The sequence below is a fragment of the Myxococcales bacterium genome, assembly GCA_022184915.1.
GTDB lineage: Bacteria > Myxococcota_A > Polyangia > Fen-1088 > Fen-1088 > JAGTJU01.
Map to the genome: position 1 here is coordinate 262,695 of JAGTJU010000004.1, position 23,285 is coordinate 285,979.

The 23,285-nt window shown below is 59.4% G+C and carries 25 protein-coding genes; 4 read left to right on the plus strand and 21 right to left on the minus strand.

What is annotated here, in order from left to right; all coding sequences use genetic code 11:
• Positions 1–38: 38 nt before the first annotated feature.
• Entirely contained in the window at positions 39–335 is a 297-nt protein-coding gene (locus KA712_16065) for a BrnA antitoxin family protein (protein MCG5054480.1), read from the minus strand.
• Positions 336–1,001: 666 nt separating this feature from the next.
• Here KA712_16065 and KA712_16070 point away from each other — a divergent pair.
• From KA712_16070 to KA712_16080, 3 genes are all read left to right on the plus strand, one after another.
• Positions 1,002–1,487 carry a nucleotidyltransferase gene (locus KA712_16070; GenBank protein ID MCG5054481.1) on the plus strand — a complete coding sequence of 162 codons (486 nt, stop codon included), beginning with the start codon at positions 1,002–1,004 and terminating at the stop codon, positions 1,485–1,487.
• Between the two features lie 494 nt (positions 1,488–1,981).
• Entirely contained in the window at positions 1,982–2,182 is a 201-nt protein-coding gene (locus KA712_16075; GenBank protein ID MCG5054482.1) for a type II toxin-antitoxin system VapB family antitoxin, read from the plus strand.
• Positions 2,179–2,598, plus strand: a complete 420-nt coding sequence (locus KA712_16080; GenBank protein MCG5054483.1) for a PIN domain-containing protein — start codon at positions 2,179–2,181, stop codon at positions 2,596–2,598. The genes KA712_16075 and KA712_16080 overlap by 4 nt, the downstream gene beginning before the upstream one ends.
• Before the next feature lie 400 nt (positions 2,599–2,998).
• Here the strand turns inward: KA712_16080 and KA712_16085 are convergent, their stop codons facing one another.
• Positions 2,999–3,439, minus strand: coding sequence for an NUDIX hydrolase (locus KA712_16085; protein MCG5054484.1), 441 nt, complete (start codon positions 3,437–3,439; stop codon positions 2,999–3,001).
• Between the two features lie 1,576 nt (positions 3,440–5,015).
• Here KA712_16085 and KA712_16090 point away from each other — a divergent pair.
• Positions 5,016–6,602 carry a hypothetical protein gene (locus tag KA712_16090; GenBank protein ID MCG5054485.1) on the plus strand — a complete coding sequence of 529 codons (1,587 nt, stop codon included), beginning with the start codon at positions 5,016–5,018 and terminating at the stop codon, positions 6,600–6,602.
• A 438-nt stretch (positions 6,603–7,040) separates the two neighbouring features.
• On the opposite strand, the gene KA712_16095 is transcribed toward KA712_16090, so the two are convergent.
• From KA712_16095 to KA712_16185, 19 genes are all read right to left on the minus strand, one after another.
• The gene (locus tag KA712_16095) at positions 7,041–7,682 is read right to left on the minus strand and encodes a DJ-1/PfpI family protein (GenBank protein MCG5054486.1); all 642 of its coding nucleotides are present in this window, start codon (positions 7,680–7,682) and stop codon (positions 7,041–7,043) included.
• A gap of 20 nt (positions 7,683–7,702) precedes the next feature.
• On the minus strand, positions 7,703–8,032 hold the full coding sequence (locus KA712_16100; GenBank protein MCG5054487.1) for an antibiotic biosynthesis monooxygenase: 330 nt from the start codon (positions 8,030–8,032) through the stop codon (positions 7,703–7,705).
• A gap of 186 nt (positions 8,033–8,218) precedes the next feature.
• The gene (locus tag KA712_16105) at positions 8,219–8,524 is read right to left on the minus strand and encodes a hypothetical protein (GenBank protein ID MCG5054488.1); all 306 of its coding nucleotides are present in this window, start codon (positions 8,522–8,524) and stop codon (positions 8,219–8,221) included.
• 2 nt (positions 8,525–8,526) lie between these two features.
• Positions 8,527–9,327: an AAA family ATPase gene (locus KA712_16110; GenBank protein MCG5054489.1), complete on the minus strand. Its 801-nt coding sequence runs from the start codon at positions 9,325–9,327 to the stop codon at positions 8,527–8,529.
• Entirely contained in the window at positions 9,324–10,685 is a 1,362-nt protein-coding gene (locus tag KA712_16115) for a DDE-type integrase/transposase/recombinase (GenBank protein MCG5054490.1), read from the minus strand. Before KA712_16115 ends, KA712_16110 begins: the two co-directional genes overlap by 4 nt.
• Before the next feature lie 61 nt (positions 10,686–10,746).
• Entirely contained in the window at positions 10,747–11,202 is a 456-nt protein-coding gene (locus KA712_16120) for a hypothetical protein (GenBank protein MCG5054491.1), read from the minus strand.
• Between the two features lie 483 nt (positions 11,203–11,685).
• On the minus strand, positions 11,686–13,479 hold the full coding sequence (locus tag KA712_16125; GenBank protein MCG5054492.1) for a DUF4209 domain-containing protein: 1,794 nt from the start codon (positions 13,477–13,479) through the stop codon (positions 11,686–11,688).
• Between the two features lie 160 nt (positions 13,480–13,639).
• Positions 13,640–14,485: a restriction endonuclease gene (locus KA712_16130; GenBank protein MCG5054493.1), complete on the minus strand. Its 846-nt coding sequence runs from the start codon at positions 14,483–14,485 to the stop codon at positions 13,640–13,642.
• A gap of 506 nt (positions 14,486–14,991) precedes the next feature.
• Complete coding sequence (locus KA712_16135; protein ID MCG5054494.1) at positions 14,992–15,927, minus strand: hypothetical protein; 936 nt, start codon at positions 15,925–15,927, stop codon at positions 14,992–14,994.
• A 150-nt stretch (positions 15,928–16,077) separates the two neighbouring features.
• Positions 16,078–17,361, minus strand: coding sequence for an IS4 family transposase (locus tag KA712_16140; GenBank protein ID MCG5054495.1), 1,284 nt, complete (start codon positions 17,359–17,361; stop codon positions 16,078–16,080).
• 268 nt (positions 17,362–17,629) lie between these two features.
• Positions 17,630–18,445: an FRG domain-containing protein gene (locus KA712_16145; protein MCG5054496.1), complete on the minus strand. Its 816-nt coding sequence runs from the start codon at positions 18,443–18,445 to the stop codon at positions 17,630–17,632.
• A 164-nt stretch (positions 18,446–18,609) separates the two neighbouring features.
• Positions 18,610–18,894 carry a helix-turn-helix domain-containing protein gene (locus tag KA712_16150; protein ID MCG5054497.1) on the minus strand — a complete coding sequence of 95 codons (285 nt, stop codon included), beginning with the start codon at positions 18,892–18,894 and terminating at the stop codon, positions 18,610–18,612.
• Positions 18,895–18,898: 4 nt separating this feature from the next.
• Positions 18,899–19,186: a BrnT family toxin gene (locus KA712_16155; GenBank protein ID MCG5054498.1), complete on the minus strand. Its 288-nt coding sequence runs from the start codon at positions 19,184–19,186 to the stop codon at positions 18,899–18,901.
• A gap of 207 nt (positions 19,187–19,393) precedes the next feature.
• Positions 19,394–20,248 carry an HNH endonuclease gene (locus KA712_16160; GenBank protein MCG5054499.1) on the minus strand — a complete coding sequence of 285 codons (855 nt, stop codon included), beginning with the start codon at positions 20,246–20,248 and terminating at the stop codon, positions 19,394–19,396.
• Between the two features lie 161 nt (positions 20,249–20,409).
• Entirely contained in the window at positions 20,410–21,132 is a 723-nt protein-coding gene (locus KA712_16165; protein MCG5054500.1) for a hypothetical protein, read from the minus strand.
• A 166-nt stretch (positions 21,133–21,298) separates the two neighbouring features.
• Positions 21,299–21,574 (minus strand): BrnA antitoxin family protein, encoded by a 276-nt coding sequence (locus tag KA712_16170; protein ID MCG5054501.1) that lies wholly within the window; start codon positions 21,572–21,574, stop codon positions 21,299–21,301.
• Complete coding sequence (locus KA712_16175) at positions 21,571–21,840, minus strand: BrnT family toxin (protein ID MCG5054502.1); 270 nt, start codon at positions 21,838–21,840, stop codon at positions 21,571–21,573. The genes KA712_16170 and KA712_16175 overlap by 4 nt, the downstream gene beginning before the upstream one ends.
• 216 nt (positions 21,841–22,056) lie before the next feature.
• Positions 22,057–22,341, minus strand: a complete 285-nt coding sequence (locus KA712_16180) for a helix-turn-helix domain-containing protein (protein ID MCG5054503.1) — start codon at positions 22,339–22,341, stop codon at positions 22,057–22,059.
• 4 nt (positions 22,342–22,345) lie between these two features.
• Complete coding sequence (locus KA712_16185) at positions 22,346–22,633, minus strand: BrnT family toxin (GenBank protein ID MCG5054504.1); 288 nt, start codon at positions 22,631–22,633, stop codon at positions 22,346–22,348.
• Positions 22,634–23,285: the final 652 nt, after the last annotated feature.

A 23,285-nucleotide genomic window follows, 5' to 3' on the forward strand; every position in this document is an offset into this window, starting at 1 on the left:
CTCCTAATTGCGGTCCGCCTCAGGGCGTGGGTTATGCGTCATGAAGCCTTCTTGCTCCGCTCACGTGAAATCTGCTGAGACAGGTAGACCTTCATGAGCGACTGGTATGGTACGTCGCGTTTGTTGGCCAACGCCTTGAGCTCCTCGAGCATGGAAACCGGTAGGCGCAAGGATATCGACGCAGTGGTTGGTTTCAGTTCCGGCATCGAAACCTGAACAGCGTTCTCCCAGTCAAAGAATTCGGTCGTGTCATTCTTTGACCAAAACTGCCTTTCGTCGTCTTCGTTCGCGAAGGCGGCCACCTGCTTTTTACTTTTTGCTGCTCGCTTGGTCATAGACCCTCCTTTCTTGCCGGCCTCCCGCCGCCTTGAACGGTGCGCCCCGGAGCCTTGCTGCCGGGCGGCAGTCCCTAACGTAAGCCGGCTCGCATCCTCGGCCTCGCTGCCGGGCGACACCTCATGACGCGCGGGCAAACCGGACGGCCCATCAGAGCAACCGCGTCTGCAAAGGGACAAGATAGGGGCTGGTTGCGAGAAAATGCCAGCCCCGCCATACCCTTACCGTGGGGAATGCGTTGCGTAGCCCCAGTCGCCTTTGTCTATTGGCCGGGCGCGCCAAAGTTGTCAAAGAAGTCACAGCGAATCCTGGCACGGATTGCCGATCCCGAGAATGGTAAAAGCCAAACGATTTTTGATGGTTGTATCGTAACTGGAACGGAAGCGGCCGATCCAGTTTGCCGATCTAATTGGTCGCTGCACATCCCACGATGGCGCGCGCTATGATTGACGGGTTCATGGTCGACCCCAACGACACCTACGCGAGCGCCGCAGTCCTTCGGAAGCATGGGCTGGAGCCCGATCCCGTCATTGAAGCTTATAAGGCACACGTGGATCGGACGCTATTGCGTGAGAACCTGAAGCGCACGCCCGAGGAACGGTGGCGCCGCTTTACGCAAGCTTTGCAGTTAGCTGAAGAGGTACGGCGGGCGGGAGCCAAAGCGCGTGGTCGCTGATTTCGCCGGATTGCTCGGCGCCTTGGCTGCTGAGAGCGTCGAGGCCATCTTAATCGGTGGTCTTGCAGCGCAGGCTCATGGCGCCGCTAGGCTCACTCAGGATGTCGACATGCTCTACCGACGAACGTCGCAGAACATCGATCGACTTGTAGCGGCTCTATCCGACAAGCATCCCTACTTACGCGGCGCCCCGCCTGGGCTTCCTTTTCGTTTTGATGCTGCAACAGTTCATAGAGGTCTCAATTTCACTCTCACCACAGATTTGGGAGACCTGGATCTTCTCGGTGAAATGGCAGGAGGCGGAACCTATGAGCAGGTGCTTGAGCAATCCATGCTCATCTCCGTGTTCGGGTACGACGTACGGGTTCTTTCGTTGTCCGCACTCATTCGTGCGAAGCGCGCCGCTGGGCGTCCCAAAGATTTTGAGGCCATCGCTGAACTTGAAGCTTTGCTGGATGAGATTGAAGATCCGTAACTTGTTAGCGCCGCCGTCACTGCGCCGAGTCTCTTTGGCATCCAACCGGCGGGCGGCAAGTTCGTCAACGAGCTGGCCGTCAGTACCCATGAACATCTCATCGGGGGTCTGGCCACCAAAATGATCACGGGCTTTCTCCCAGGCAGTCATGCCCATTCGGACGGTCTGCCTCGAGACGCAACCGTATTCGCGGTGGATGGTCAACCAGTCGATGGACTCGATTTTCGTTCGGTGCTTTACCTCTTGCGCGGGGAGGCCGGAAAGCGTGTCGTCATTGGGCTCGAGATGCCAGACGGAACGATGACGAGCTTCGATGTCGTAAGGACGAGATTGGGAGCAGGTTGAAAATGCCCCGACGGGCACCAGCCTCCGGTCCGGGGGGCACCGAGGTACCTGGTCGTTGGTGAATGCCCCAGCAGGGGCCCTTGCGGCCCGTCTCAGGGCGCGGTGTTGTCCGCCTTGCTTTCGCTAAGCGCGTGTGTAGAATTCTACACATGGCTACCAACCTTGCCATAGACGACAAACTTCTCGACGAAGCGCTCCGCGTTGGAGGCCAGCGGACGAAGAAGGACACAGTCAATCAGGCGCTGAAGGAATACGTCGAGCGGCGAAAGCAAGCCAGGGTTTTGGAGCTTTTCGGCAAGGTCGAATTTGATCCAAAGTACGACTACAAGCGGCAGCGGCGCCGCTCATGAACGTCGTCGTCGATACGTCGGTATGGTCTCTCGCTCTCCGACGACGAAGAGCATCGAAGACCATCGAAGTCATCGAGCTCTCAGCCCTGGTTCGAGAGGGTCGCGTGGCTGTTCTGGGCTGTGTGAGGCAGGAACTTCTTTCGGGCGTCGCCGACGCGGACCAGTTCGAGACGCTGCGGAGTTACCTCCGTGCCTTCCCCGATGTTGCTCTCGAGTCGGAGGACTACGAGGAAGCCGCTTCGTTTTTCACCCGATGTCGCACCAAGGGCATCCAAGGCTCCAACACCGATTTCCTGATCTGCGCCGTAGCGGCGCGGCGGCAACTCGGCATCCTGACGACCGACGTTGATTTCACTCACTTCGCGAGGGTCCTACCGATTCATCTCCATATCGCCCGGGCGTCGCAGTCTGGCTAGTCAGAATTAAACGACCGACTCACCCTGCCGACTCTGCACGAAACCGATGACTTTTATCGCCCTTCGCAGCGCGGGCACACGAGCAAGTAGATGGCGAACCCCCGGCGTCTCGGCAGCAAAGCTGAGGATGCGAGACGGCTTACGTTAGCCCTGAAGGGACGTCGGACTGAGAGTTGGCAACACTGGAAGTGCACACGTTTTCGAGATCTTTTCGGGGTGACGTCAAAGATGTCGATGACTTCAGCGCGGGCATTGGCGCCGTGGTCATGCAACGCAATGGCAGGGAGCTCGGCCAGGTTCAGCTTGGGGTCCAGGTCGTGCAGCCTAGAGGAGGCGACCATCGACAGGAGGTTTCCCGTGGTCGTCGCTCCCGACAAACAGCCAGGTCTTCTGCTGGCCGCTATTGGTGAGTCATTTCTCCTTCAGCAATTGCTTCCCCGTCGACCTTGGCTACCATCGAGGTTGCCTTGCGAAATATCGTCGAAGTGAGTCCGAGCATTCCAAAATTGTATGTTTCAGCTTCTTCATTAGTGAGCATTTTCACTTCCGCAAGTTCAGAACCGAAGCTCACACTCCCTACGCCATGAGCGAGAAAGGCCACAATCAGTTGATTCGCTTCGGGGAAGACGAAATGCCCTATGAACTCTGCGCCCGCCAGATCCAAGCCTAATTCCTCCTTCAGTTCACGACGAAGGGTCGCCATCGGGTTTTCGTTGCGCTCCACAAAACCTGTAATCATCGAGAACATTCCTGGTGGCCACTTTGCGTTTCGAGCAATTACAAACTGGCTGTTCCACCTGACAACGGCGGCGACTACCGGGATCGGGTTGTCCCAGTGCACAAACCCACATCCAACAGACGAACATGCACGTCGGAACCTCTTATCGATCTCGATTTCAGCGAGCTCAGTTCCACACTTTGGACAGTACTTCATGTGTTGGTACGAAAAAGGTGCCAAGGTCAGCGGCGGTGCCCACCGAGGCACCATGGGCGCATTGTCGTTCGCATTCCGCTGCAATGTCTAGGATCAAAGTGACGCGCGCGGCGCTAGCCTCGGCAACGACCGGAACGATCAGTTAGCCGCCGGCCCGCCAGCAACTGCCGGAGCGGTGTAAGGGGAAGCGCAACTTGGCTTCGAGATGATGGTTTATCAGCAGTCGATCTGAAAGGGGATCGCCGTGAGAGCCGCGATTCCTATCCACCGGCTACGTGATCTCCGGCTGGAAGGACGTGCTTCGTTCGCTCTACAGAGGGTGCAAGAAACACTGGTGGTTCCTGTGCCAACGCCGTCGGTCGCACCGCTCGCGACATCATGGGGGGATTGTTGTCACTGGCCACGTCGTTCCCTTTGAACTTTCAGCGCGAGGACGAGACTGATGAAGTCATGCGTATGGGGTGCGCCGCATGCACCGCGAACGCGTGGAGGCGGGCGTGCGGGTGAGCCGCAAGGTGGTGGTACGTCGCCTCATGCGGGAGAACGGCATTCAGTCCGTGCACACTCCGTCTTTCACAAAGACCACTGACTCTGCCCACGACTTTGGCTTTGCGCCGAACCTGCTCGAGCAGGACTTCCAGGCTTGGGCTCCTGACCGCTTCTGGGTTGGCGACATCACGCACATCTGGCAGCCCTTGACCCGGCCTCATCCACCATACAGACCGAGGGCGGCAAGACGCTGCCGCCGAGTACGGCAAAGTGCTTGCCCCGTGGCAGGTGTCCCAGAGCATGAGCGATGCCGGCAAATTGCTATGAGTCGCCGAATCCTTCGCCAGCCTGAAGAAGGAGCGCCTGCATCACACCGCCTTCGCCACCCGCACCGAGGCCTACGGTGCCGTCCAACCTATGGTGCTTAGACTTCCTGTGGGCACGGACGTCGGCCGTCTCGCATCCTCAGCCTTGCTGCCGGGCCTCCCTGGCCTTCCGCCGCCTTGAACGGTGCGCCCCGGCCGCGCATGACGACCTTCCCGCCCTGGCGGAGCCCACCGGTGATGGGCGTTGCGGGCAGGGGTCACAGTCTCTGCTGCGCAGCCCGAATGGTGAGGTTGCAGGGGACGATTCTGACCGGTCGCGCGTAGCGCCTATCGAGGTTGCCAGAGCTGCATCGGAGCAGCACGACCACCATCCTACGACGATTTCTGGCCGGATCGGCAGGCGTGGTCCGTCCTGGGGATATGGTAACCCCGAGATTCAAGCGTACATGAAGTCTAATCACCACATCATTTCGCGTTAGTAGCGACAGGTAAATATGTGGTCTAGATAGACGACGCAAGGCGTCTGGTCCCATTTTGCGGCAGCGGCCTTCAGAACCACCAGTCGGAGTCTGCAAGCCCAAAGGCGTGCAGCGCGACGAAGCGGCCGCGATGACCGGGATCACGCATTGCCCGAGTGATGGTTTTCAGTTCAACAGGAGTCAACGAAGATGAAACGTTACGGGTATCTGCAAATCGGTTTGGCCGTCTCCGCGATGGCCTTCGCATGCGCCAGCGCAAGCGGTTGCGGCTCTGGAGAGTCGGACGACGATCCCGGGGGCGGTGGGGCAGGAGGCAATGCGGGAGGAGGCGGCCAGGGCGGAGGAGACGACCCGCCCGTCACTGGCGGCAAAGGCGGTTCGACCGATGGCGGCTCTGGCGGTTCGAGCAAAGGCGGCGCAGGCGGCTCGAGCGTAGGCGGTGCGGGCGGTTGGGGTGGCAAAGGCGGCGCGGGTGGCGCAGGTGGCGCAGGCGGCTCTGGTGGTGCGGGTGGTTGGGGTGGCGCGGGTGGCGCAGGCGGCTCGGGTGGTGCGGGCGGCTGGGGTGGCGCAGGCGGCGCAGGCGGCTCGGGTGGTGCGGGCGGCTGGGGTGGCGCAGGCGGCTCGGGTGGTGCGGGCGGTTGGGGTGGCAAAGGCGGCGCAGGCGGCTCGGGTGGTGTGGGCGGCTCGGGTGGTGTGGGCGGCTCGGGCGGTTGGACACAACCTCTTCCGACGATATCGATCACACTGCCCACCCCCGGCAGCGGGCTTCCGGCCGCGACGCCGGTTCAGGTGAAGGTCAACACGGCCGTGGCGTCACCAGGAACAATCTCGCGCGTCGAGGTCCTGGAGGGCACCACCGTGCGAGGCACATCGACCATGGCGCCTTTCACTGTGAACGTCACGGGACTACCCGCGGGCTCGCACACAGTTGTGGCAAAGGCGACGACCAACGCAAACCGTACGGCAAACTCCTCGCCGGTCACGTTCACCCTGTTGGCCGCACCTACCGCAACGCTCACCCGGCCCTTGCCCAACACCAGCATCATTCCAGGCTCGGCGATCACGCTGGAAGCCACAGCGTCTTCACCCGGAGGTACGTTACGAAAGGTCGAGTTCTTTGCTGGCACTCAACTGCTGGGTAGCGACAACACGGCGCCCTACGCGCTGGCGAACGTCGTCCTGACAGCAGGTCCAAAGGTGCTGACCGCGGTGGCAGAGGATGAGATTGGACAAAGAACCACCTCGGCTCCTGTCTCTGTGACGGTTAGCTGGACCCAAGGCGCCTACCTCGAACAAGGAGGTTCGGTCGTCTTCGAGGCGGAGGGATTCGCCAACCAGAATGCCAACGGCGATATCCCCTGGGTCCTCGAGAACACGCCTCCCGTCGGCGAGGGCACGGGCTACATGGTGGCGCGATCGAGCAGCTTCGGCGTGAAGGAAGCCAACGAGCCTTCAGCAGAGCTCAACTACCCCCTGCAGTTCGTTACGCCCGGGACGTACAAGCTCTACGGCCGCAAGCTCTTCCCTGACAACGGTGCGAACTCGGCATTCTACCGGATCGACAACGGCACCCCCGTTCTCATCGAAAGCGCAGCGGGAGGTGACACGGCCTTCAACTGGGTGCTCTTGAGCTCGACGATCAACGTCACCTCCGCAGGGGTCAAGACCTTCACCCTCAAGCGGCGGGAGCCCAATGCGAAGTTCGATCGCTTCGTGATCTCACAAGGCGCTCTGCCCACGGGATCTGGTCCCCCGGTCAGCCCCAAGCAGCCCTGACCTGGTAGGGTGAGCCGCCTGGCTCCCCCCGCCCCGGCTGGCGCCGCCTTGCTCAGGCAAGCAGGTGTCAGACCGGGGCGGTGGCGTTTTCGGCAAGCCACTCCGACCATCCGCACGCGGGCTTCGCCGGTCTGCAGAAACGAGGGTAGATGGCTCGCGGAGGTTCCTTTCTGGGCCTGCCGCGCGCAACGGCGGCGGCGAGGCCATCAAGGCACCACGAGACCGCCAAAGCTCAGAACCATTTCTCTGAGCCGTACGTTCTCCATATGGTGACATCGTTCCCCGAGCGGAATTCTGGGCGCATTCTTTAGGAGAGCCTCCGCGACCGAGTAGAAGGCCTCGCCGCGATCGATGGCCGGTCCTCTCGAAATCTGCCGTGATCGCTCATCGGGTGCGCTTCAATCGTCCTACGTTTGTAGTCCGGCCAACGTGCAAAGTTTAGCTGCGGGGCGAAGCTCCGTCAGGTGTAACGCCCGGTTCGGCGGCCGCGCCGCCATCTCGCCAGTCGTAGTCCATCTGCCGAGCCGTCGCGGCCGCCAAATGCGCGTCGGCAAGGCGGCGGACCACGTGCAGGCTCATGTCGACACCTGCAGAAATTCCGGCGGACGTGACTACGTCGCCCTCCTCAATCCAGCGAGGCCCAGCGGTAACTTTCACCCGCGGGTAGGATTGTCTGAGTTCGTCGATGTCCTCCCAATGCGTCGTGGCTCGCTTCCCGTCCAGGATACCCGCTGCTGCCAGCAAGAACGCACCTGTGCAGACGGAGGCTGTCAGGCGCGCTGCGGTTGCGGTCGCAGCGATCCAGCGGATGACGCTGTCATCGCGTAGCTCCGCTGCCACGTCGCCGCCCGGCACGATCACTACGTCCAGGTGAGGATGTTCACCGAACCAGTGGTGAGGTTGGATCTGGAGCCCACCCCGGGAACGCACAGGCCTCGGCGACTTGGCGATCGTGACGGTCCGAAACGGAACTGCCCCCGCTTTTGCGCGGACCCGCGATGCCGTCGAGAAGACCTCGAAAGGCCCTGCGAAGTCGAGGACCTCGACCTCGTCGAACACAAAGATGCCCACGGTCAACATGACAGCCTTCGGCCAGATCGCTATTTCCCGTACGCCCGCTCCACCTTGGCCACTCGCACCACAAAGTTCTTGTACCATCGCTCCCGGCCAAGTCGCTGCACAAGTTGGTGTTCGCCGTTCGCTTTCCAGTGCTTGATCGCTTCCTCGCTAGCCCAGTACGAAACCGTGATTCCGAGTCCGTCGCTACCGCGGACGCTTTCGATCCCAAGAAAGCCGGGCTGCTGGGATGCCAAAGAGAGCATGGCCTCCGCCATCTCCGCGTATCCATTGTCTCCGTCCGTACGCGCGCTACTGAAGATAACTGCAAAGTACGGGGGTTCAGGTGTCTTAGCTAAAGCGGGTTCCTGCATCGAGCTTCCTCGGTGTTGTCTCTCACGCTATCTCACCTCGAGTTTCTCAGCGAAGATCACCCTGACAGGGGGTTGATTTCTCAGATTGGAGGGTGGGTGCGTGCCGGGTTGGATAAGGGCACAAATGGAGAAGCCCCGGCGCGGTTGAGGCGAAGCCGGGGCTGATTTGGGGATTCTTCTCGGGGTTCAGAAGGGCAGGTCGAGCTGGTCGCAGGCGTTGTCGATGGCCACGTGCCTGTATTCCCTGATCGCGGTGCGCAAGTCGACACAGCGAAAGACAAGGAGGTACGCCGAGCGCGCTTGCGGTGAGAGCGGCTCACCAAAGGCCAGCCCGCCCAGGGTTAGGTCTGGATGCGCTGCGTGTAGCTGTTGGGCAGCAGCTGCGAGCGTGGCGTCCAGGGCGGCAAGGACGCCGATCGCGGGCGCGACACAAAGCTCGTCGAGCCCGGGCTGGATGATGGGACCAGCCTCCAATGGAATCGTAGTGCCCATGGTCACCCGACCTCCGGCAAAGCTGCCTGGACGTGCTCGACAGTCACGGATTTGGCCCGTGCGAGAGCTGCGGCCATGAGGGCGTGGTGAGCAAGGAGGTTCACTTTTCGTGGCAGACCTCCTGTGGCCTGGAAGGTTGCCTCGAGGGCTGCGGGATCAAAGAGCGGCAGCTCGGTCCCCGCGAGGCGAAGCCGGTGAGCAAAGTATCCGGACAGCTCCTCACGGGAAAGACCTGCGAAGTGATAGCGCATGACGATGCGCTGGCTGAGCGCCTCGTAGACAGCCATGCCCAGTCGACGACGCAGCTCAGATTGTCCCACCAGCAGCAGGCAAAGCCGATTCTCTGCGTCCATTTGGTAGTTGGTCAGGAGCCTGAGGTCTTCGAGCACGTCAGGCCTGAGATGATGGGCCTCATCGACGATGAGGATGGGGCGACACCGTGCCTCGGTGGTCAGGCGTGTGACCTCGGTTCGGATCTGCCGATACACGGCGGCACGGTTGCGCTCGGTGGGCAGGCCCATTTCCCAGGCGATGGCTTTGTAGACGTCCATGACGTTGCCGGTCGAGTGGGCGACGTAGACCACCTTGTGTAGCCCCGTGTGCAGTCCCGAGACTACCTTGCGACAGGCAGTGGTCTTCCCGCTGCCGCTGTCGCCCGTGACGAGGCCGATGCCCCTCATCTCGATGAGGTGATTGAGGCGGACCGACAGCTCCTGACTTGCAGATGAGACAAAGAGGTCATCAGGCTCGACCTCCTTGCCGAAGGGATGGCGGTTCAGGCCGAAGTGCTTGCGGTACATCATCGCTCTCCTTGGTCGTGGTGCTCGACGACGTCGAAGTCGCGCAGGCGAAGTCCTTCTGGCGGATTCGGTGCAACGCGGTCGGCACGCAGGACGGAGCGCACCTCGTTGTCGCGTTTGACGAAGCAGTTGGCATACGCATCGACGGGTTTGGCCAGGCCGACTTTGCGCCCCTTGACCCAGAGCTCGACGGGCTTGCCGACCCGGCTCGGGTCGAAGCGCAAAGAGACGGTTTCGCCGACGAGCGAAGCGTCCACCTCATAGACGACGCCCCGCAAGCTGACGGTCCTGTCTTTGTGTACCTTGCGCTTTTCCTCGAAGAGAAAGAGCGCACTGAAGTCTGCGCCGATGTCCGGCAGCCGCACCTCGTCGCAAGCGCGAGCCCAGCGCTCGAGCGGGGTCTCGCCATCAAGGCCTCTGTGAGGGGCCTGGTGGTACTCCCCCTCGACCCAGGTCCAGAGCTTGCGGTTGAGGGCTTCGAGGCTCGCAGTGTCTCCTTCGGCGAGGGTGCCAAGGCATTGCCGGCGCACCTCGCGGTGCCAGCGCTCCTGCTTGCCCTTGCCCTGAGGCTGGTAGGGGCGTGCGTGGATGAGAGTCACGCCCAGCCTGGCACAGACGAGGGACAGATGATGCGACCGATATGCTGCCCCGTTGTCGACGTAAAGCCGCAGGGGAAGTCCACGCCGTCGCAGCGCTTGCTCGAAGACGGGCATGAAACAAGAGACGTTTTCGCCGAGCGCGAAGGCAGCGTACGGGACGACTCGGGTGGCGTCGTCCATGAATGAGATGAGATACGTCTTTTGGCGGCGCTTGCCTCCGATCAGCACGGACGGTCCGTGCATCACGTCGCTCATCCACATCTCCCCCGCCTTCGCGAAGGCGAAGCGACGGCGGTCGTTGCTCGTTGGCGTCTCGGGCTTGCGAGCCATCAAGCCTGCACGAGAGAGCACCCGATGCACCGTGGCTGGCGCCAGCTCCAGGTCCTGTGGTACCTCGCCCGAGGCTCGCACGGCATCGATGACCATGCGCACAGACAGTGCGGGCCTGTCTTCCTTGACCATGCACAGAAGGTCCACGATGGACTGTGGGATCTTGCGTGCCTGCCCCTCGTCACTGCGCGCCTTGGGCATCAGGGCATCGAAGCTGCCGTGGCGATAGGCCTTGAGCCAGTCTCTGATGGTTTCGGCAGCGATACGGCTCCTGCGTGAGCCGGGGATGTCGTAGGTGCGGTCCGCCTTCTTTGCGATTTGCTCGCCCAGGCCTCGCTTGCCTTTGGGCCAGTGCAATAGGTCGGCAATCACACCATAGCGAAAGAGCGCGACGGCTTTGCGTCGCTCGTTGTCGTCGGCTTGGGTGTCCATGTTTTCTCCTCGGCGCCCGTGGTTTTGGCGGTGAGCGCCTATGCCTCGACCACTACAGGCGTTAGGGCGGCGGGTCTGGCCCCGTTTCGTGTTCGCGAGGTGTCCACAGTCTGCTGGCGGCTCGACTGCGGGGGCCGAATCCGACTGGCGCGGGCAAGGCGCCAAGCTGCTTCTCGGATTCGGCTCGTACGTGCCGCAGTACCGGAGTGCCCAGACGCTGGCGGACCTCAGCGAGCGTGGGCTCGCAGTTGCCGAGCAGCGCGGGCGTCGAGGTCACCAGCACCAGCAGGGCCGCCCGGGTGGCGCTGTAGCGGCGGCGCACCCATCGCACCGCCCCGGGCAGTTCGATGTCTGGCCGCAGCCGATCGGCGGCTGCCTCTATCGACGGCGCGGCCTCCACCGCGGTCACCACGGCCTCGACCTCCTCCAGGGAGCCACTGAGCCGAGACGCCAAGCAGTCGGGCAACAGGCTGAAGGTCCGATGTGCCGTCGGGCAGTAGTACCGGGCCACCCGCATCCCAGCTGGCTCCACCCGGGCGTAGGTCCCGAGGCTGCGAAAGCCACATTTGCTACCAGATCCGTGCGCCGGACACCGCTCGAGCCTTGCCTGTTGCCAGCCTTCCTGCTTAACGTATTGCTCGCTGGTCAGTACTGTCGCTTGGCGCAACTGCACGACCGGCCAAGGGCTCGCACGGTTGCCTCCGTGGCGGGCCCAACCTTTTTCTGGGGTCCCAAGGGCGGGCGTTATGCCTGCCGGCCGGTAGCCTCACCCAGATCCCCGTTTCCCGCAAAAAGCCACCTCACCCTTCTTCCGCTTTCCGCCCCCTCATCACCAAAACCACCAGGGACCCAGTGCGGGAATTCCTTCCTGGGGGTTTACGGATTTACGTGAGACCTAACACCCCTCGAGCCCCCTCCGTACTTCTCCCTCTCCCCGTGCCGGTCCGCCGAACGTGATGGAATTAAGCTGCGGGCGCAGCCCGTCAGCTTCAATTCTGGGTTAGGCGCCTTCTTCTCCTGGGGAAGCATCTTTGTTGTCGACGGTGCGGAGCGTTCCAAGCAGTAGGAGTGCATGCAAGATGCGATCGGCGGCAGGCTGGCCGAGCGATGCCGGCCTCAGAAGACCGTGGCAGATGTTGTTTCGGAGATTCCATCCCCGCGCATCCGTAAAGACGATCCGTAAACAGAATGTCACCCGCTCTGTGAGAGTAGCGATAACAGCTTCGTCGCGCAGGATTTCGTCCATGTTGCGGAGGTTGGTGCCCCCAGTCCGTGATCGCTTATAGACGTTGCCACCGACGAGGTGCAGAATCCGCCGCAACCCGGCCTCAATCTCTGGCACGAGGACACACGCAGCGACGTAAGAATCTGATAAAAACAGCGCTTGTAATCCTCTCCAAATGATGGGGAGTCGCTCAGGCAGAAACGCGGGTGACTTGGCAAGGTAGTCGCGCACGGAGTCCGCCGTCAAGGTGTGCTTCTCGGCAACCTTTTCGAGGGTGTAGCGCAGCACTGGAGCTCCGACCTGTAGGTTCTGGCTCATCTGGAAGGCAACCCGACCATCGAGATCATCTTCTACTGAACCGACGGACGCGACAGCCCGACCCTCGTTATCCCGTATTGAAATCTTAAACAGGCTTAGAAGGACAGCCTTCTTTGCTATGTCGAGCACCTGCTGCTCCACCGCCGTCCGATCCATAATGAAGGTGGCAGCTACATTGGTGTAAACTTGTTCTCTGTCCGCATCCAGCAACACAGCAACTTGTGCATCCAGCTCGGCTATGGGAATTGCGATGCGAGTAGAGTACTCCTTCACATCGGTGGTGCTGCGCAGTTCCACCTCCCTCATCAAGAGAGCAACGCGGGCGGCGTCCTCCTTGAGCCCCCTATTACTAAGCAGTTCATGCACCCGATCTAGCCAACCGGAACCCACGAGAGGACTTACGATCTTTGCATATGCCTCCACAACCGCAACGTACTTACGCAGAACGCGCACCTCTTCCTCAACTTGATTCTGGCGGCTGTAGAGCCTCGTCAACCGCTCCATGGCTGCTTCGAGAGCACTTGGATCAGGTGGCGACACGGCAGATAGCCGCTCGAACCTCGTCTCAAGGTCTGCGATCACCTTGCTCTTAAGCCTGTCGTCGATATCACGTCCGCTGGTGTCTACCAGCGCATCAAAGGCGAATCCCCACAGCCCCGGCTGATGGTCAACCCCGATGCGATCCTCCAGCGCAACTAGCTCAACGGCCGCCACCTCTGTGCGGATCTTGTCCTTGATGGAGATGCTGAGATCGAGCGCACGCTTTATGCGAATGATGGTGCACAATCCCTCTTTGAACTTGTTGCCCCGGACGCACTCCAAACTCGCGTCTATTGCAGCGTGGGCCAATCGGATGTTTGGACGCCGTCCTGTCGCCGGCCTCGACAGGTCCCATACAAGATCTGCATAGCGAGCACGCAACACATCGTTTCGCGTCGTCTGTGCGCGATCTGTCCAATACGCGACCACGCCTTCTGTGACAGCCGTGAGTGGTGGAAATTCGCCTGCACTTCCCTCGTTGGTCGTATACGAGAACTGCGGGCCAAAATGGGTGGACCGATCGGCCGGTTCGATTAGCTGCTCCGTGAATGAGAAGGCGATGTATTCTGAGCGAATCTTCTCCTTGTCTGGGTGGTCGTGGTCGCCGATCTCGCGCAGAGCTCCCTCGAATACTGCCGCCACGTCGTGATAGTCGGCCTCGACGTCCTGGCCCTCCACGTCATGCAGCAGTGCTGAAAGCTCGACAGTCATCCGCGTTCTCCAATCGTGCACTGAGTGCGCCTAACGTGTTTGGCGTTAAGCGGCAAAGCCCACTAACGCGCAAGACCCCATTGTCGTCCGCACATCGCTTTCCTGTCTAGGTTCAAGTTAACGGCCAAGGCTTTGTACGTCTTCAACGCCCGGTTATCCGTCAAACGCCCGCAAACCAGGCTTCGTCGACTTTCACTACCTCGACAACTTCCTTGGTTATTCCAAGGCCCAGTTCTTTTAGTTTTTCGCTTAGGTCGTTCCCATCAATCAAATCGATTGGAGGCGCCCCATCGCGAGTTGCTTCACGCACCGCTGCCGGACTGAATGTTCCGGTCGTAATGAAAAGCCCCTTGTCGGCACGGCCAACCATCGCGCCACGAAAGTCGCGGACCTCTCCTGATGACACTGATCCTTTGTATCGCTTGCACTGGAACAAGACATGGAAGCTCATTAGGCCGTTGATCCTCGCGATGCCTCGGCCGTCAATACCGCCGTCACCGGTCTTGCCCGTGACTTCGACCTGAACGAAGCCGGATTCACGAAGGATCCTTTGCACAAGTCGTTCAAAGGCTGCCGGTGCGAGCGATTGGGTAAGTACCTTGAACAGTCGCTGCTTCCATGTCTCTTCCGCCGCTACTTCAGGCGGCGCGGTTTGGGAGACCGGCGATCCTTCATCATCAGTCGCAATCGTGCGAGGAGCATACTTCTTGTCCTGAGAGCGAACCTTCCTAAGAACCTCTTGTGGATCAACTTCCTCGACGGCTCGCCCCTGCGCCGTCAGCGACCAAACACCACGAGCGGAGTTATCGAGATGACCATACTTTTTGAGGTAGGTTCGGGCCCACGCGAGCCGATACCCGACCTCTGTTTGGTTGCTGCCCTCTGGATCGTGCATCTGCGACAGGACTGCTTCTGAAATCTTCTCAATCTCGATGACCCTCTCGTAGATCTCGTCAATCGAGCCAGACCCCCCAAGCGCCCTTAAAGCGCGAAGGAGGGGGTTCATGAGGCGATCAAATGTCGGAAGCTTCGATGTCATTGAGCCTGCTGTACGGATAACGTGCCGGCGTTAACTTGCAAAGCCCACTTCGCGAACGCCAGCAACCCCATAGCGCCTGCACCACGTTGGTGTGTCTATGTTCTCGAAAGCGACGGCGGGCTTTGTCAAGTTCAATGCTAAGTTATACGGTGCCGTGACACGCTGCCCGAAATGCTGTCAAGTACGACTCAGCGTCCGCCGCGTCGTCCGGCTCGAATAATCTCACCAGTTTCATCTAGGATCTCGACACCGAATATACTACCTCTCCCTCCTTCCGAGAATATCCAGACCGTCGCCCCTTCGATCTGCCGACAGTCGACAAAGTCAAGCCACTGTACTCCGTGCTTCGCAGCCTCAGCTGTTGCAATGCCAGTTGCTTCATCCATAGATAGCCGCGTCGCTTTAGGATGGCTTTGTTTTCCCTGGAGTGCTTCCCAAATCAGCCTGAGGATTCGCATGTACATGCGGCGTTCCTAAGGCGAAGGACAGACGCTGGGCGTTCCGTTTTCAAAACGGAGCTCGTAAGCAATTTCCGAAATAACGCCCGTATGAACCAGCGAGCCTAGTTCACGGAGCACACCGTGACCTTTGAACGCAGCATCGAATCCCCCACCCGCCTTTAGGTACACATACCCATTCGCGACCGGAAAACGCAGCCCCGTGAAAAAGTTCCGGAAGCCGATCGCCCCCACTTGGGCAATCGTTTCGGCCAACGCTTCTTCGATATACCTCCATAGGGAGGATTGCAGGTAGGTGGAACTGGTGTCGTTGACGCGATAGTTACGAAAAAGAAGAAGCTTGGGTGTTAGAAACTGGTGAACCTTCTCATGCGGTAAAACAAGGGCCTTTTCAGTCCCCGTACCGCGGGTTGATACAACAATGTCACCCCATTTGGTAGTCCACCCGTTTCCAGCGGGAAGAGATGGATCCTTGGTTATCGTCGGCTTGTACCGGATTCCTTGCGAACGAGGGCCGGTGCTGGCACCACGAAGCGAGCCTCTGTTGACTTTCGGAGCCCGGGCGCCGCGGAACAGGACTGCCAATACAGCCTGGACCCCCAAGATGCTTACCGCCCTTGCCAAATGATCGCCAGCTTTTACCAGGTCGTGTTGCGACACCGCACGGTAAGAGAGCGAAGCGAACTCGTATAAATGCTCGATACCGGAGAAGATGGCCCACCCGACGGACAAGACGCCGACAACAAGCAGGATGATATCGATGATCTCGCCGATACCGAACGCGTGCGAAACTATCCATGCTACCAGTACCCCCGCAACAATCGCGATGGCTTCCGGAGTAAGCAAGCCTCGAAGCTGCTCGGCGGCTTTAGGTCCAACTTTTGGCAGCGCCTGACGGATAGACTCGCTCAAGCGTTGTTCGTAGGACCAACTGGGAATGTGGTGGCTCATGGCAAAAGAGGGCGGTTGAGGTTAAACGTAGGAGCTAGTGCAGACGCGTTGGGGAGCGGGGCAAATAGAATTGGGTGTGTATCCGGATAACGTGTTGGGCTTCAGCTGCGAAGCCCTCCGAAAGGCTCTCATAACCCCAATGCTGTTCACTTAAGCACCACCCCTTTGGATGGTGCGACCGAAGGGACGTTTGCACTCCCTCGGATAGTGCCTGTCTTGTTGTGGGGCGTACGCGAACATTCGAAGGGCGGCGATGTCATCGTCCATCTGTTCATGGATGGATTTTCCTGAAAGCATCGCAGAGAGCAGATCACCGGCCGCTCGTAGGCAGTCTGCGCGAACGACGCGTCGGCCATCAAGGGTACGCTCCGCTTCTGCTTGAAGGAACGATGCCAGGGCTATCCAGATCATCGCGGAAATGAGTTCCTGTTCACATCCTTGGACGCTCTTGCTGTGGAAGTCCTCGGTCTGCATGAAGCTCTTCATTTCCTTGAAGAGAGATTCGATTCCCCATCGAGAGGCGTAGAGCTTGATGATGTCTTTGCGATCGAATCCGTCCTTTCCGCTCAAGGTGGACACGATGACCATCCTTTCGTTCTTCGTGCCTTTCCTCGGGCGGCCTGGCTTTGCGTCGCGCTCGACGACGCGCACCTGAAGCTCAATGTTCCCTCTCGCCCCCGGAAGCGTCAGTGTCACTTTCGCGGTCTTCTTGTTTGAAGACAAGAATGGCTTGAGCTCTTTCCACGCCGTCGCCTTCGATGCGCTCATTCTCGCAATGATGTCAACGCCATGTTCAATCAAGGCTGAGAACAGGTGGCGACTCGGAAACCCTCTGTCCATGACGGCCACGTCGCCTGCCTTGAACGGCAATCGGTGAACCAGCTTCTGCATGGACGTCCTCTCGCCGATGCCTTTTCCGGTCAGGGACCAATCCAACGGAAGACGGCGAAACACATCCGCAGCCATCACCACCAACCCTTGTGGATTGTGCACCGACGTCCCATTCGGCCGCTTCGGCCGCGCCATCTTCCTCGCTGTATCCGCGCTGCGCGGCAACACAACCCGCGTTCCATCGAACGCGATGAATCGACGTTTCCCCCACGGGGTTTTCGGAGTCGGCATGATGGACTCGCACCGCTCGACCAGCTGGTGCAGCAACCCACGGCATGTCTCGATCGAGACCTTCTTTCTTGCTTCACTGATGGACGACAACGTCGGTACCTTCGCCCAATCGAACACCTTGCGCCCGTAGTACGCCACGATCCGCAAGCTCCGTCGATAGCTCATCTTTCGGTCCGGCATCGTCAGGACCATCAGCCACATCAAGACGCTGCGGGCGCTCCATGTCCGTGTCCGGTCGAACTTGTCCGCACAGCCACTGGTCAGTTTGAAGAACGCTCGAAAGTGATCGCCAGGTCCACGAAGCAGGCTCATGAAGGCCGGCGCTCGCAGCCTCGGGCCTTGTCAAGACGAATTGCACAATATTTTCAGATGGTTACGAGGTTTCTTAAGTGAACAGCATTGCTCATAACCCCTCAGGCGTTTCAAGCGCCACAGGTCCATCCTGGTTCTCCACCTGCGCCACTGGGCTTCGTCACCTGCAAGCCCTGGTTGGACGGCTGGCTACGCGATCCGAGTGCGTACGAGGGAAGGGCGAAGCACGCCATTGCGATCAAGCCAAAGGTCGCGCCGTCACCGACCCTCAGCCGCATTGCACGTTCGACGTGTGTCGGGCCGTGATCGTCTCTGCCAGTGATTTTCCATCGACGTAGATGGAGAATGGGCTTACCCCCAGGGCGCGAAGATCTCTGTGCACGAACGGGGCGCAGCCATTCTCAATTTCAATGTAACCCAGCCTCGCCGTCTCTGAACTGTCAAGCACAGCAAGCTGCTCATCGAGGGAAGCTCTGTTCTTCCCGTGGAGAGTGAACATCCCCATTTGCGCGACCAGACGGTCGTTCGTCTGTGCAGGGTAAATGGCCACTGGCCTCTCGTTGTTCACGCTCGCCTCCTGAGAATTGCCTTTTCCATCCATGTCGGCAGGTAGCCAAAGGGCCATATCCTTATCTAGTGGCGAATCGTGCGGCATCCAGATCGCTTCGTCATCGTGAAGAAGCTTATTCATCCAACATGGGTCCAGGACCCAGACGCGATGGTCCTCATCGTTGCCGCCACCCTCCGTGGCAAAGAATAGCGCCACGATGGGGCTGAGGCTCCAGTCGAGAAGACGGTTCGGCAGTCCATGATGTCTTGCAGCGAAGTACCAGTCCCAATCAGCGTTTGAGTCGAGCTGGTCGAATTGCCTCAAGGCTCGACCTCTCGCCCAAAACTCGTTGAAGGCCCGAGCCTCGTGATACTCGCCTTCTTTGAGCCTGTATGCAGAAGGGAGTAGGCGGTGAGTTAGCGCCTTGCTGTGCCCCCTAAACCAGACTTGCTTAGGGCCCCATCGCTTGCTCACCTCCAAAGCGGCTTCGACATAAGTCACAAGTGATGAGACGCGTGCCAATCGTCGTGCCATTCGATTCCTCGCCGTCCGTCCAACGTGTTGGCGTTAACTTGCAAAGCCCACTTCGCGAACGCCCACAGCATCATGGCGCTTGCACCGCGCTGGCGTGTCTAGGTTCTCGAAAGCGCCTGCGGGCTTTGACAAGTTCAACGCTGGGTTGGGCGGCTGCATCGGAATCATGCGGCTGTCTTCACGTTCTCGCGAATGATCCGTGGATGACGAGCCGCGATCCGGAGCAGACCGATTGCAGGGCCCTCCGGATGTCGGCGCCCCTGTTCCCAGTTGCGCAATGTGTGAACGCTGATTCCCATAGCCTCGGCAAACTGCTGTTGAGTCAACCCAACGAAATGCCTTAGAGCGGACACATCCTCGCCAGACTCAATCTTCCCGTCCATCAGCCGCTTACGCAGGCGCGCTGATATTGCCCGTGACAACTGCTCGTCCGTTAGCTCATCAATCATGTTTTCAGCCTCCTTCCTTGTAACTTCGGTACCGGCTCGCTTCGCGCTTGGTTGCCCAGCGTGCGCTGATGATTCGAATCGTGTCGCCATCTCTCTCAGTATAGACGACGACGATAACCCCTCGGATAACTGTGCCTATCGCGATGAATCTGTCCTCGTCCAAAGAGTTCGCGTCATCGAAGATCTCAAGATAATCCTCCCCGCTGGTGAAAAGCGAACTTGCCTCTTCGAACGACACGCCGTGCTTGGAGCGGTTTGACGCGTCCTTCGCTTCATCCCAGGCAAATCGCACTCATGAAGTATAAGCCCACGGCTTACTAAGTCAATGGCATAGCGCGATGTGGTCCGCCCAACGTGAAAAGTTCAGCTGCGGTGCCCAGAGAGGCGCCAAGACCGCATTGTCGCTCGCATCACGTTGCGATGTCTAGGATCAAAGTGACGCCCGCGGCACTGTCAGCTGCAACGATCGGTTGGGCGGCGCTGCTAACGTCGATGCAAATCAGTCGATGGCGAAGGCCTGAGAAATCCAGGTCTCGCGAATCATCTTGTCATGCCTGTACCGGGGAACCTGCGGCAAGGACAGCACCGTCGATATGGGCTGTGAGTGGGGGCCAATCAGGATCCCAGCAGGACAGTTGCGAATGTGGTTCCCGGTGTAGGTTGCGCCATTGTTCGACACCACAATCGAATCCGGACGGATCAAGAGCTCGACACCGTTTCGCAACAGCCTTCCTCTACTTATCACGATGCGATGTGGAGGCTCGAAAACAATGTCAACGAGGATCTTTCTGTGCGCTTCTCGAACGACGAGGTTTTGACCCACCATCTGAATGTCCCAAGGTGAAGTGCTCTGGACCAACTGGTTGTCGTGAATCTGCAAAATCAGTTCGTTGTTTTCGTCGAAGAGATTGAGAAAAAGGCCAATCCGACCCTGGCTGAAACTGAACGCAAGCAAGGGGGTATCATCGATCGAAATAGGCAACAAAATTGACGGATCAGCTGAGAAGGTTGCACCAAAGGAGTTGCCGCCGATCAGCACCTGGCATTCTTTTCCGGAAAAGTGAAAATCGTAGGTTTTTGAGACGCCGGTGCGAAGGTTGTAGGGAGAGCGGTTCGCCTCTTCAACCTGCTCAGCAGGAAGCAGGCCGGTACCCTTCTCGTGGTGATGAAGGCGGCATAGCAATGTAATTTCGTCCGGAGCGTGCCTCTTGACATTTGCCCAGCCGAGAAGATGGTCGTACTCGTAGAGGGGCATACCGCAAACTACACAACCAAATCCGCATCGCTGGCGGACTTCTCTTTGCATGCGCTGAGGAATATTTCGTGAGGAGGGAGATTCTTCGACTTCAGCCATGTTTCCCATCTATTCGTCCGCCCAACGTGCAAAGTTCAGCTGCGAGGCCCACCGATGCCCCAAGACCGCATTGTCGCTCGCGCATCAATGCCATGTCTAGGATCAAAATGACGCTTGCGGCATCGGCAGCTGCAACGATCGGTTAGCCGGCGAATTCTCGATCAAGCCAGGATTCTCACAAACTGCTCCAGGGCGGGAACGCTCAGTGGTGGGATCGGCTTAGAACAGATTGACGGATCTGCGAGCCATCCAACCCTGACCTCGCCCTGCGTCTGGAACTTAGTGCGCTTCGTGTACCATCTGTCATGGAGCCCCATTGCGTGGTCTAAGATCTTGTAGAGCGGGCGCCCCGGAGGTAAGTGGTCAGGACCGTCGATGCTGGGATCGTAGATCACCCTTTTAAACACGGGTCCATCGACGTCCGGCACGCGCGCAAGAAGCGCTTGGTGGATTGAAGCAATCGCAGGTTCTGCCTCGATTTGAACCCACGTATCGTATTCGGGCGGCAATCCTTCGGGAGGAATGCCTGCTGAGATCGAGGCACAGAATACCAACCGCCGGTCATCTACCGTGCGCAGTCGCGACCCAACCGCCGGCGGGTTGCCCCGAGAAATCATCGCTAGCATCGGTGACCCTGTCACCAAATCTTCGGTCACCTCACACACCTCCAAGCCTTCGTGTGGATCAACGATCATTCCGGAATCATCCTTGATCGTTCGATAGTAGAAGAGGCTGCCAATCTTCACGGATCCTTGAACAAACTCAAGGGCCCAGCGCCTTTCCATTTTCTTATAGATGAACTGAGGGATTGGATCCGAAACCAAGCTCGGGTGTTCGGTAGCGCCGGTTGGGACATTGAGGTAGTTGGCTCTGTGCACGCTCATTTGTCCTTGCATCTCCCCCGAGTCGCTATTGCTCAGTCCGGCTAACGTGGTTGGCGTTAAGCTGCAGTGCCCGCCAACGCCTCAGGACCGCATTGTCGCTTGCGTCCCGCCAGCGTGTTTAGGTTCAAGAAGAATGCCCGTGGCACTGTCAGCCTTCAACGCCCGGTTATGCCGCCTTCACCGGTCGCTTCTTGGCTCGCTGGAGCTCCTCCCGCACAACCCGTCTCAGTACCTTCTCGACTGACCCGCTCGCACCAGCCATATGCGAACGTAGGGCTTCATTGATCATCGACTGATAATTGCCACCACCCGCGACGTCTGCTTGCTCTCGAAACCAGTCAAGAATGTCGTCATCAATGCGGATAGTTATCCTGGTTTTTCCCGGAGACTGTGCGACGACAGGCCCACGCTTCGCTTGGCTAAAATCGTAGTTCTTTTTCATTTGTCCACCTCGTATTGTGTTCGCTCGCTTTGGGTGGCCTTTCGAGCTGAGATTAGGCGAAACCGTCCGCCACGTGGCGTCCACGACACCACCAGGATGCGCCCGAGTGAGTCCATCCCCAACGTTACGAATCTCTCTTCTCTGGGGTGGGGGTCGTCCCGAGTTAGGGCGAGCGGATCCTCAAGGACTGCCACCGCATCGGCGAAGTCAACCTTGTGCTTTACAAGGTTGTCGCGGCGTTTCTTGGGGTCCCATTCGAAGGTCACTGCTGTAAGTGTATGCACAGTTGTGCATACGTGCAAGTCCCGTTTGGAGAGTTACTCGCTTGGCGGTCGGCATAACGTGTTGGCGTTAACTTGCAAAGCCCACTTCGCGAACGCCCACAGCATCATGGCGCTTGCACCGCGCTGGCGTGTCTAGGTTCTCGAAAGCGCCTGCGGGCTTTGACAAGTTCAACGCTGGGTTGGGCGGCTGCATCGGAATCATGCGGCTGTCTTCACGTTCTCGCGAATGATCCGTGGATGACGAGCCGCGATCCGGAGCAGACCGATTGCAGGGCCCTCCGGATGTCGGCGCCCCTGTTCCCAGTTGCGCAATGTGTGAACGCTGATTCCCATAGCCTCGGCAAACTGCTGTTGAGTCAACCCAACGAAATGCCTTAGAGCGGACACATCCTCGCCAGACTCAATCTTCCCGTCCATCAGCCGCTTACGCAGGCGCGCTGATATTGCCCGTGACAACTGCTCGTCCGTTAGCTCATCAATCATGTTTTCAGCCTCCTTCCTTGTAACTTCGGTACCGGCTCGCTTCGCGCTTGGTTGCCCAGCGTGCGCTGATGATTCGAATCGTGTCGCCATCTCTCTCAGTATAGACGACGACGATAACCCCTCGGATAACTGGGCCTATCGCGATGAATCTGTCCTCGTCCAAAGAGTTCGCGTCATCGAAGATCTCAAGATAATCCTCCCCGCTGGTGAAAAGCGAACTTGCCTCTTCGAACGACACGCCGTGCTTGGAGCGGTTTGACGCGTCCTTCGCTTCATCCCAGGCAAATCGCACTCATGAAGTATAAGCCCACGGCTTACTAAGTCAATGGCATAGCGCGATGTGGTCCGCCCAACGTGAATTGTACTGGCTCGGTATGATATCTCCCTGCGAGCCAGTCTGGAATAAAGCAAAGCGCCCGCCTCCAAAACTCTGAATCCGTTGAACGTTTCCGTAGGCCACCTGGAATACTCCAGAACCGCAATAAGGTGCAGGCCCCCGGCGGCAGCAGCGGAGCGAACCAGGGCGGCATCGCCCGGTGGGTAGGGGCGTGTGGGACCTTTCCACGCCCCAGTGTTCAGCAGGGCGCGCTCTGCGCGCAGGGGCGCCCCGGCTCGTCCACAACGACGCCGAACCTCGTGCAGGGCGTGTCCGGGGCGGAGGGATCGTAGCCAGCCCCTGCACGTCGGCCTCATGTGGCTCTCCCTGCCGACTGGAAGAGCCGTGCCGCGGCCTTCGCGTTTCCTCTTGCCGTGCCAGGGCCTCCGCGGTATTCGTTTTGTGATGTCACGCCTTCCAGCCCGCTCAGCAGCAGCCGCCGCCCGTTTGGGCCGGGTAGCCTGCGTGCGCGGAAGGTAATCGCGCCTTCGCCGCTCGGCACCCGGCGCTGTCAGGTGGGCCTGTGTCTGGGGCACCGACCTTGGTCGTGTGGCCAGGCCTTGGTCTC

Excerpts from the sequence above, each read along its gene's own strand:
- KA712_16095 (MCG5054486.1), bottom strand. The coding sequence starts at position 7,682 with ATGTTGACCGTGGGCATCTTTGTGTTCGACGAGGTCGAGGTCCTCGAC.
- KA712_16150 (MCG5054497.1), bottom strand. The coding sequence starts at position 18,894 with ATGATTGATGAGCTAACGGACGAGCAGTTGTCACGGGCAATATCAGCG.
- KA712_16075 (MCG5054482.1), top strand. The coding sequence starts at position 1,982 with ATGGCTACCAACCTTGCCATAGACGACAAACTTCTCGACGAAGCGCTC.
- KA712_16160 (MCG5054499.1), bottom strand. The coding sequence starts at position 20,248 with ATGGCTGAAGTCGAAGAATCTCCCTCCTCACGAAATATTCCTCAGCGC.
- KA712_16165 (MCG5054500.1), bottom strand. The coding sequence starts at position 21,132 with ATGAGCGTGCACAGAGCCAACTACCTCAATGTCCCAACCGGCGCTACC.
- KA712_16125 (MCG5054492.1), bottom strand. The coding sequence starts at position 13,479 with ATGACTGTCGAGCTTTCAGCACTGCTGCATGACGTGGAGGGCCAGGAC.
- KA712_16130 (MCG5054493.1), bottom strand. The coding sequence starts at position 14,485 with ATGAACCCCCTCCTTCGCGCTTTAAGGGCGCTTGGGGGGTCTGGCTCG.
- KA712_16180 (MCG5054503.1), bottom strand. The coding sequence starts at position 22,341 with ATGATTGATGAGCTAACGGACGAGCAGTTGTCACGGGCAATATCAGCG.
- KA712_16120 (MCG5054491.1), bottom strand. The coding sequence starts at position 11,202 with ATGCGGGTGGCCCGGTACTACTGCCCGACGGCACATCGGACCTTCAGC.
- KA712_16105 (MCG5054488.1), bottom strand. The coding sequence starts at position 8,524 with ATGGGCACTACGATTCCATTGGAGGCTGGTCCCATCATCCAGCCCGGG.
- KA712_16100 (MCG5054487.1), bottom strand. The coding sequence starts at position 8,032 with ATGCAGGAACCCGCTTTAGCTAAGACACCTGAACCCCCGTACTTTGCA.
- KA712_16080 (MCG5054483.1), top strand. The coding sequence starts at position 2,179 with ATGAACGTCGTCGTCGATACGTCGGTATGGTCTCTCGCTCTCCGACGA.
- KA712_16090 (MCG5054485.1), top strand. The coding sequence starts at position 5,016 with ATGAAACGTTACGGGTATCTGCAAATCGGTTTGGCCGTCTCCGCGATG.
- KA712_16115 (MCG5054490.1), bottom strand. The coding sequence starts at position 10,685 with ATGGACACCCAAGCCGACGACAACGAGCGACGCAAAGCCGTCGCGCTC.
- KA712_16145 (MCG5054496.1), bottom strand. The coding sequence starts at position 18,445 with ATGGCACGACGATTGGCACGCGTCTCATCACTTGTGACTTATGTCGAA.
- KA712_16135 (MCG5054494.1), bottom strand. The coding sequence starts at position 15,927 with ATGAGCCACCACATTCCCAGTTGGTCCTACGAACAACGCTTGAGCGAG.
- KA712_16110 (MCG5054489.1), bottom strand. The coding sequence starts at position 9,327 with ATGATGTACCGCAAGCACTTCGGCCTGAACCGCCATCCCTTCGGCAAG.
- KA712_16170 (MCG5054501.1), bottom strand. The coding sequence starts at position 21,574 with ATGAAAAAGAACTACGATTTTAGCCAAGCGAAGCGTGGGCCTGTCGTC.
- KA712_16140 (MCG5054495.1), bottom strand. The coding sequence starts at position 17,361 with ATGAGCCTGCTTCGTGGACCTGGCGATCACTTTCGAGCGTTCTTCAAA.
- KA712_16065 (MCG5054480.1), bottom strand. The coding sequence starts at position 335 with ATGACCAAGCGAGCAGCAAAAAGTAAAAAGCAGGTGGCCGCCTTCGCG.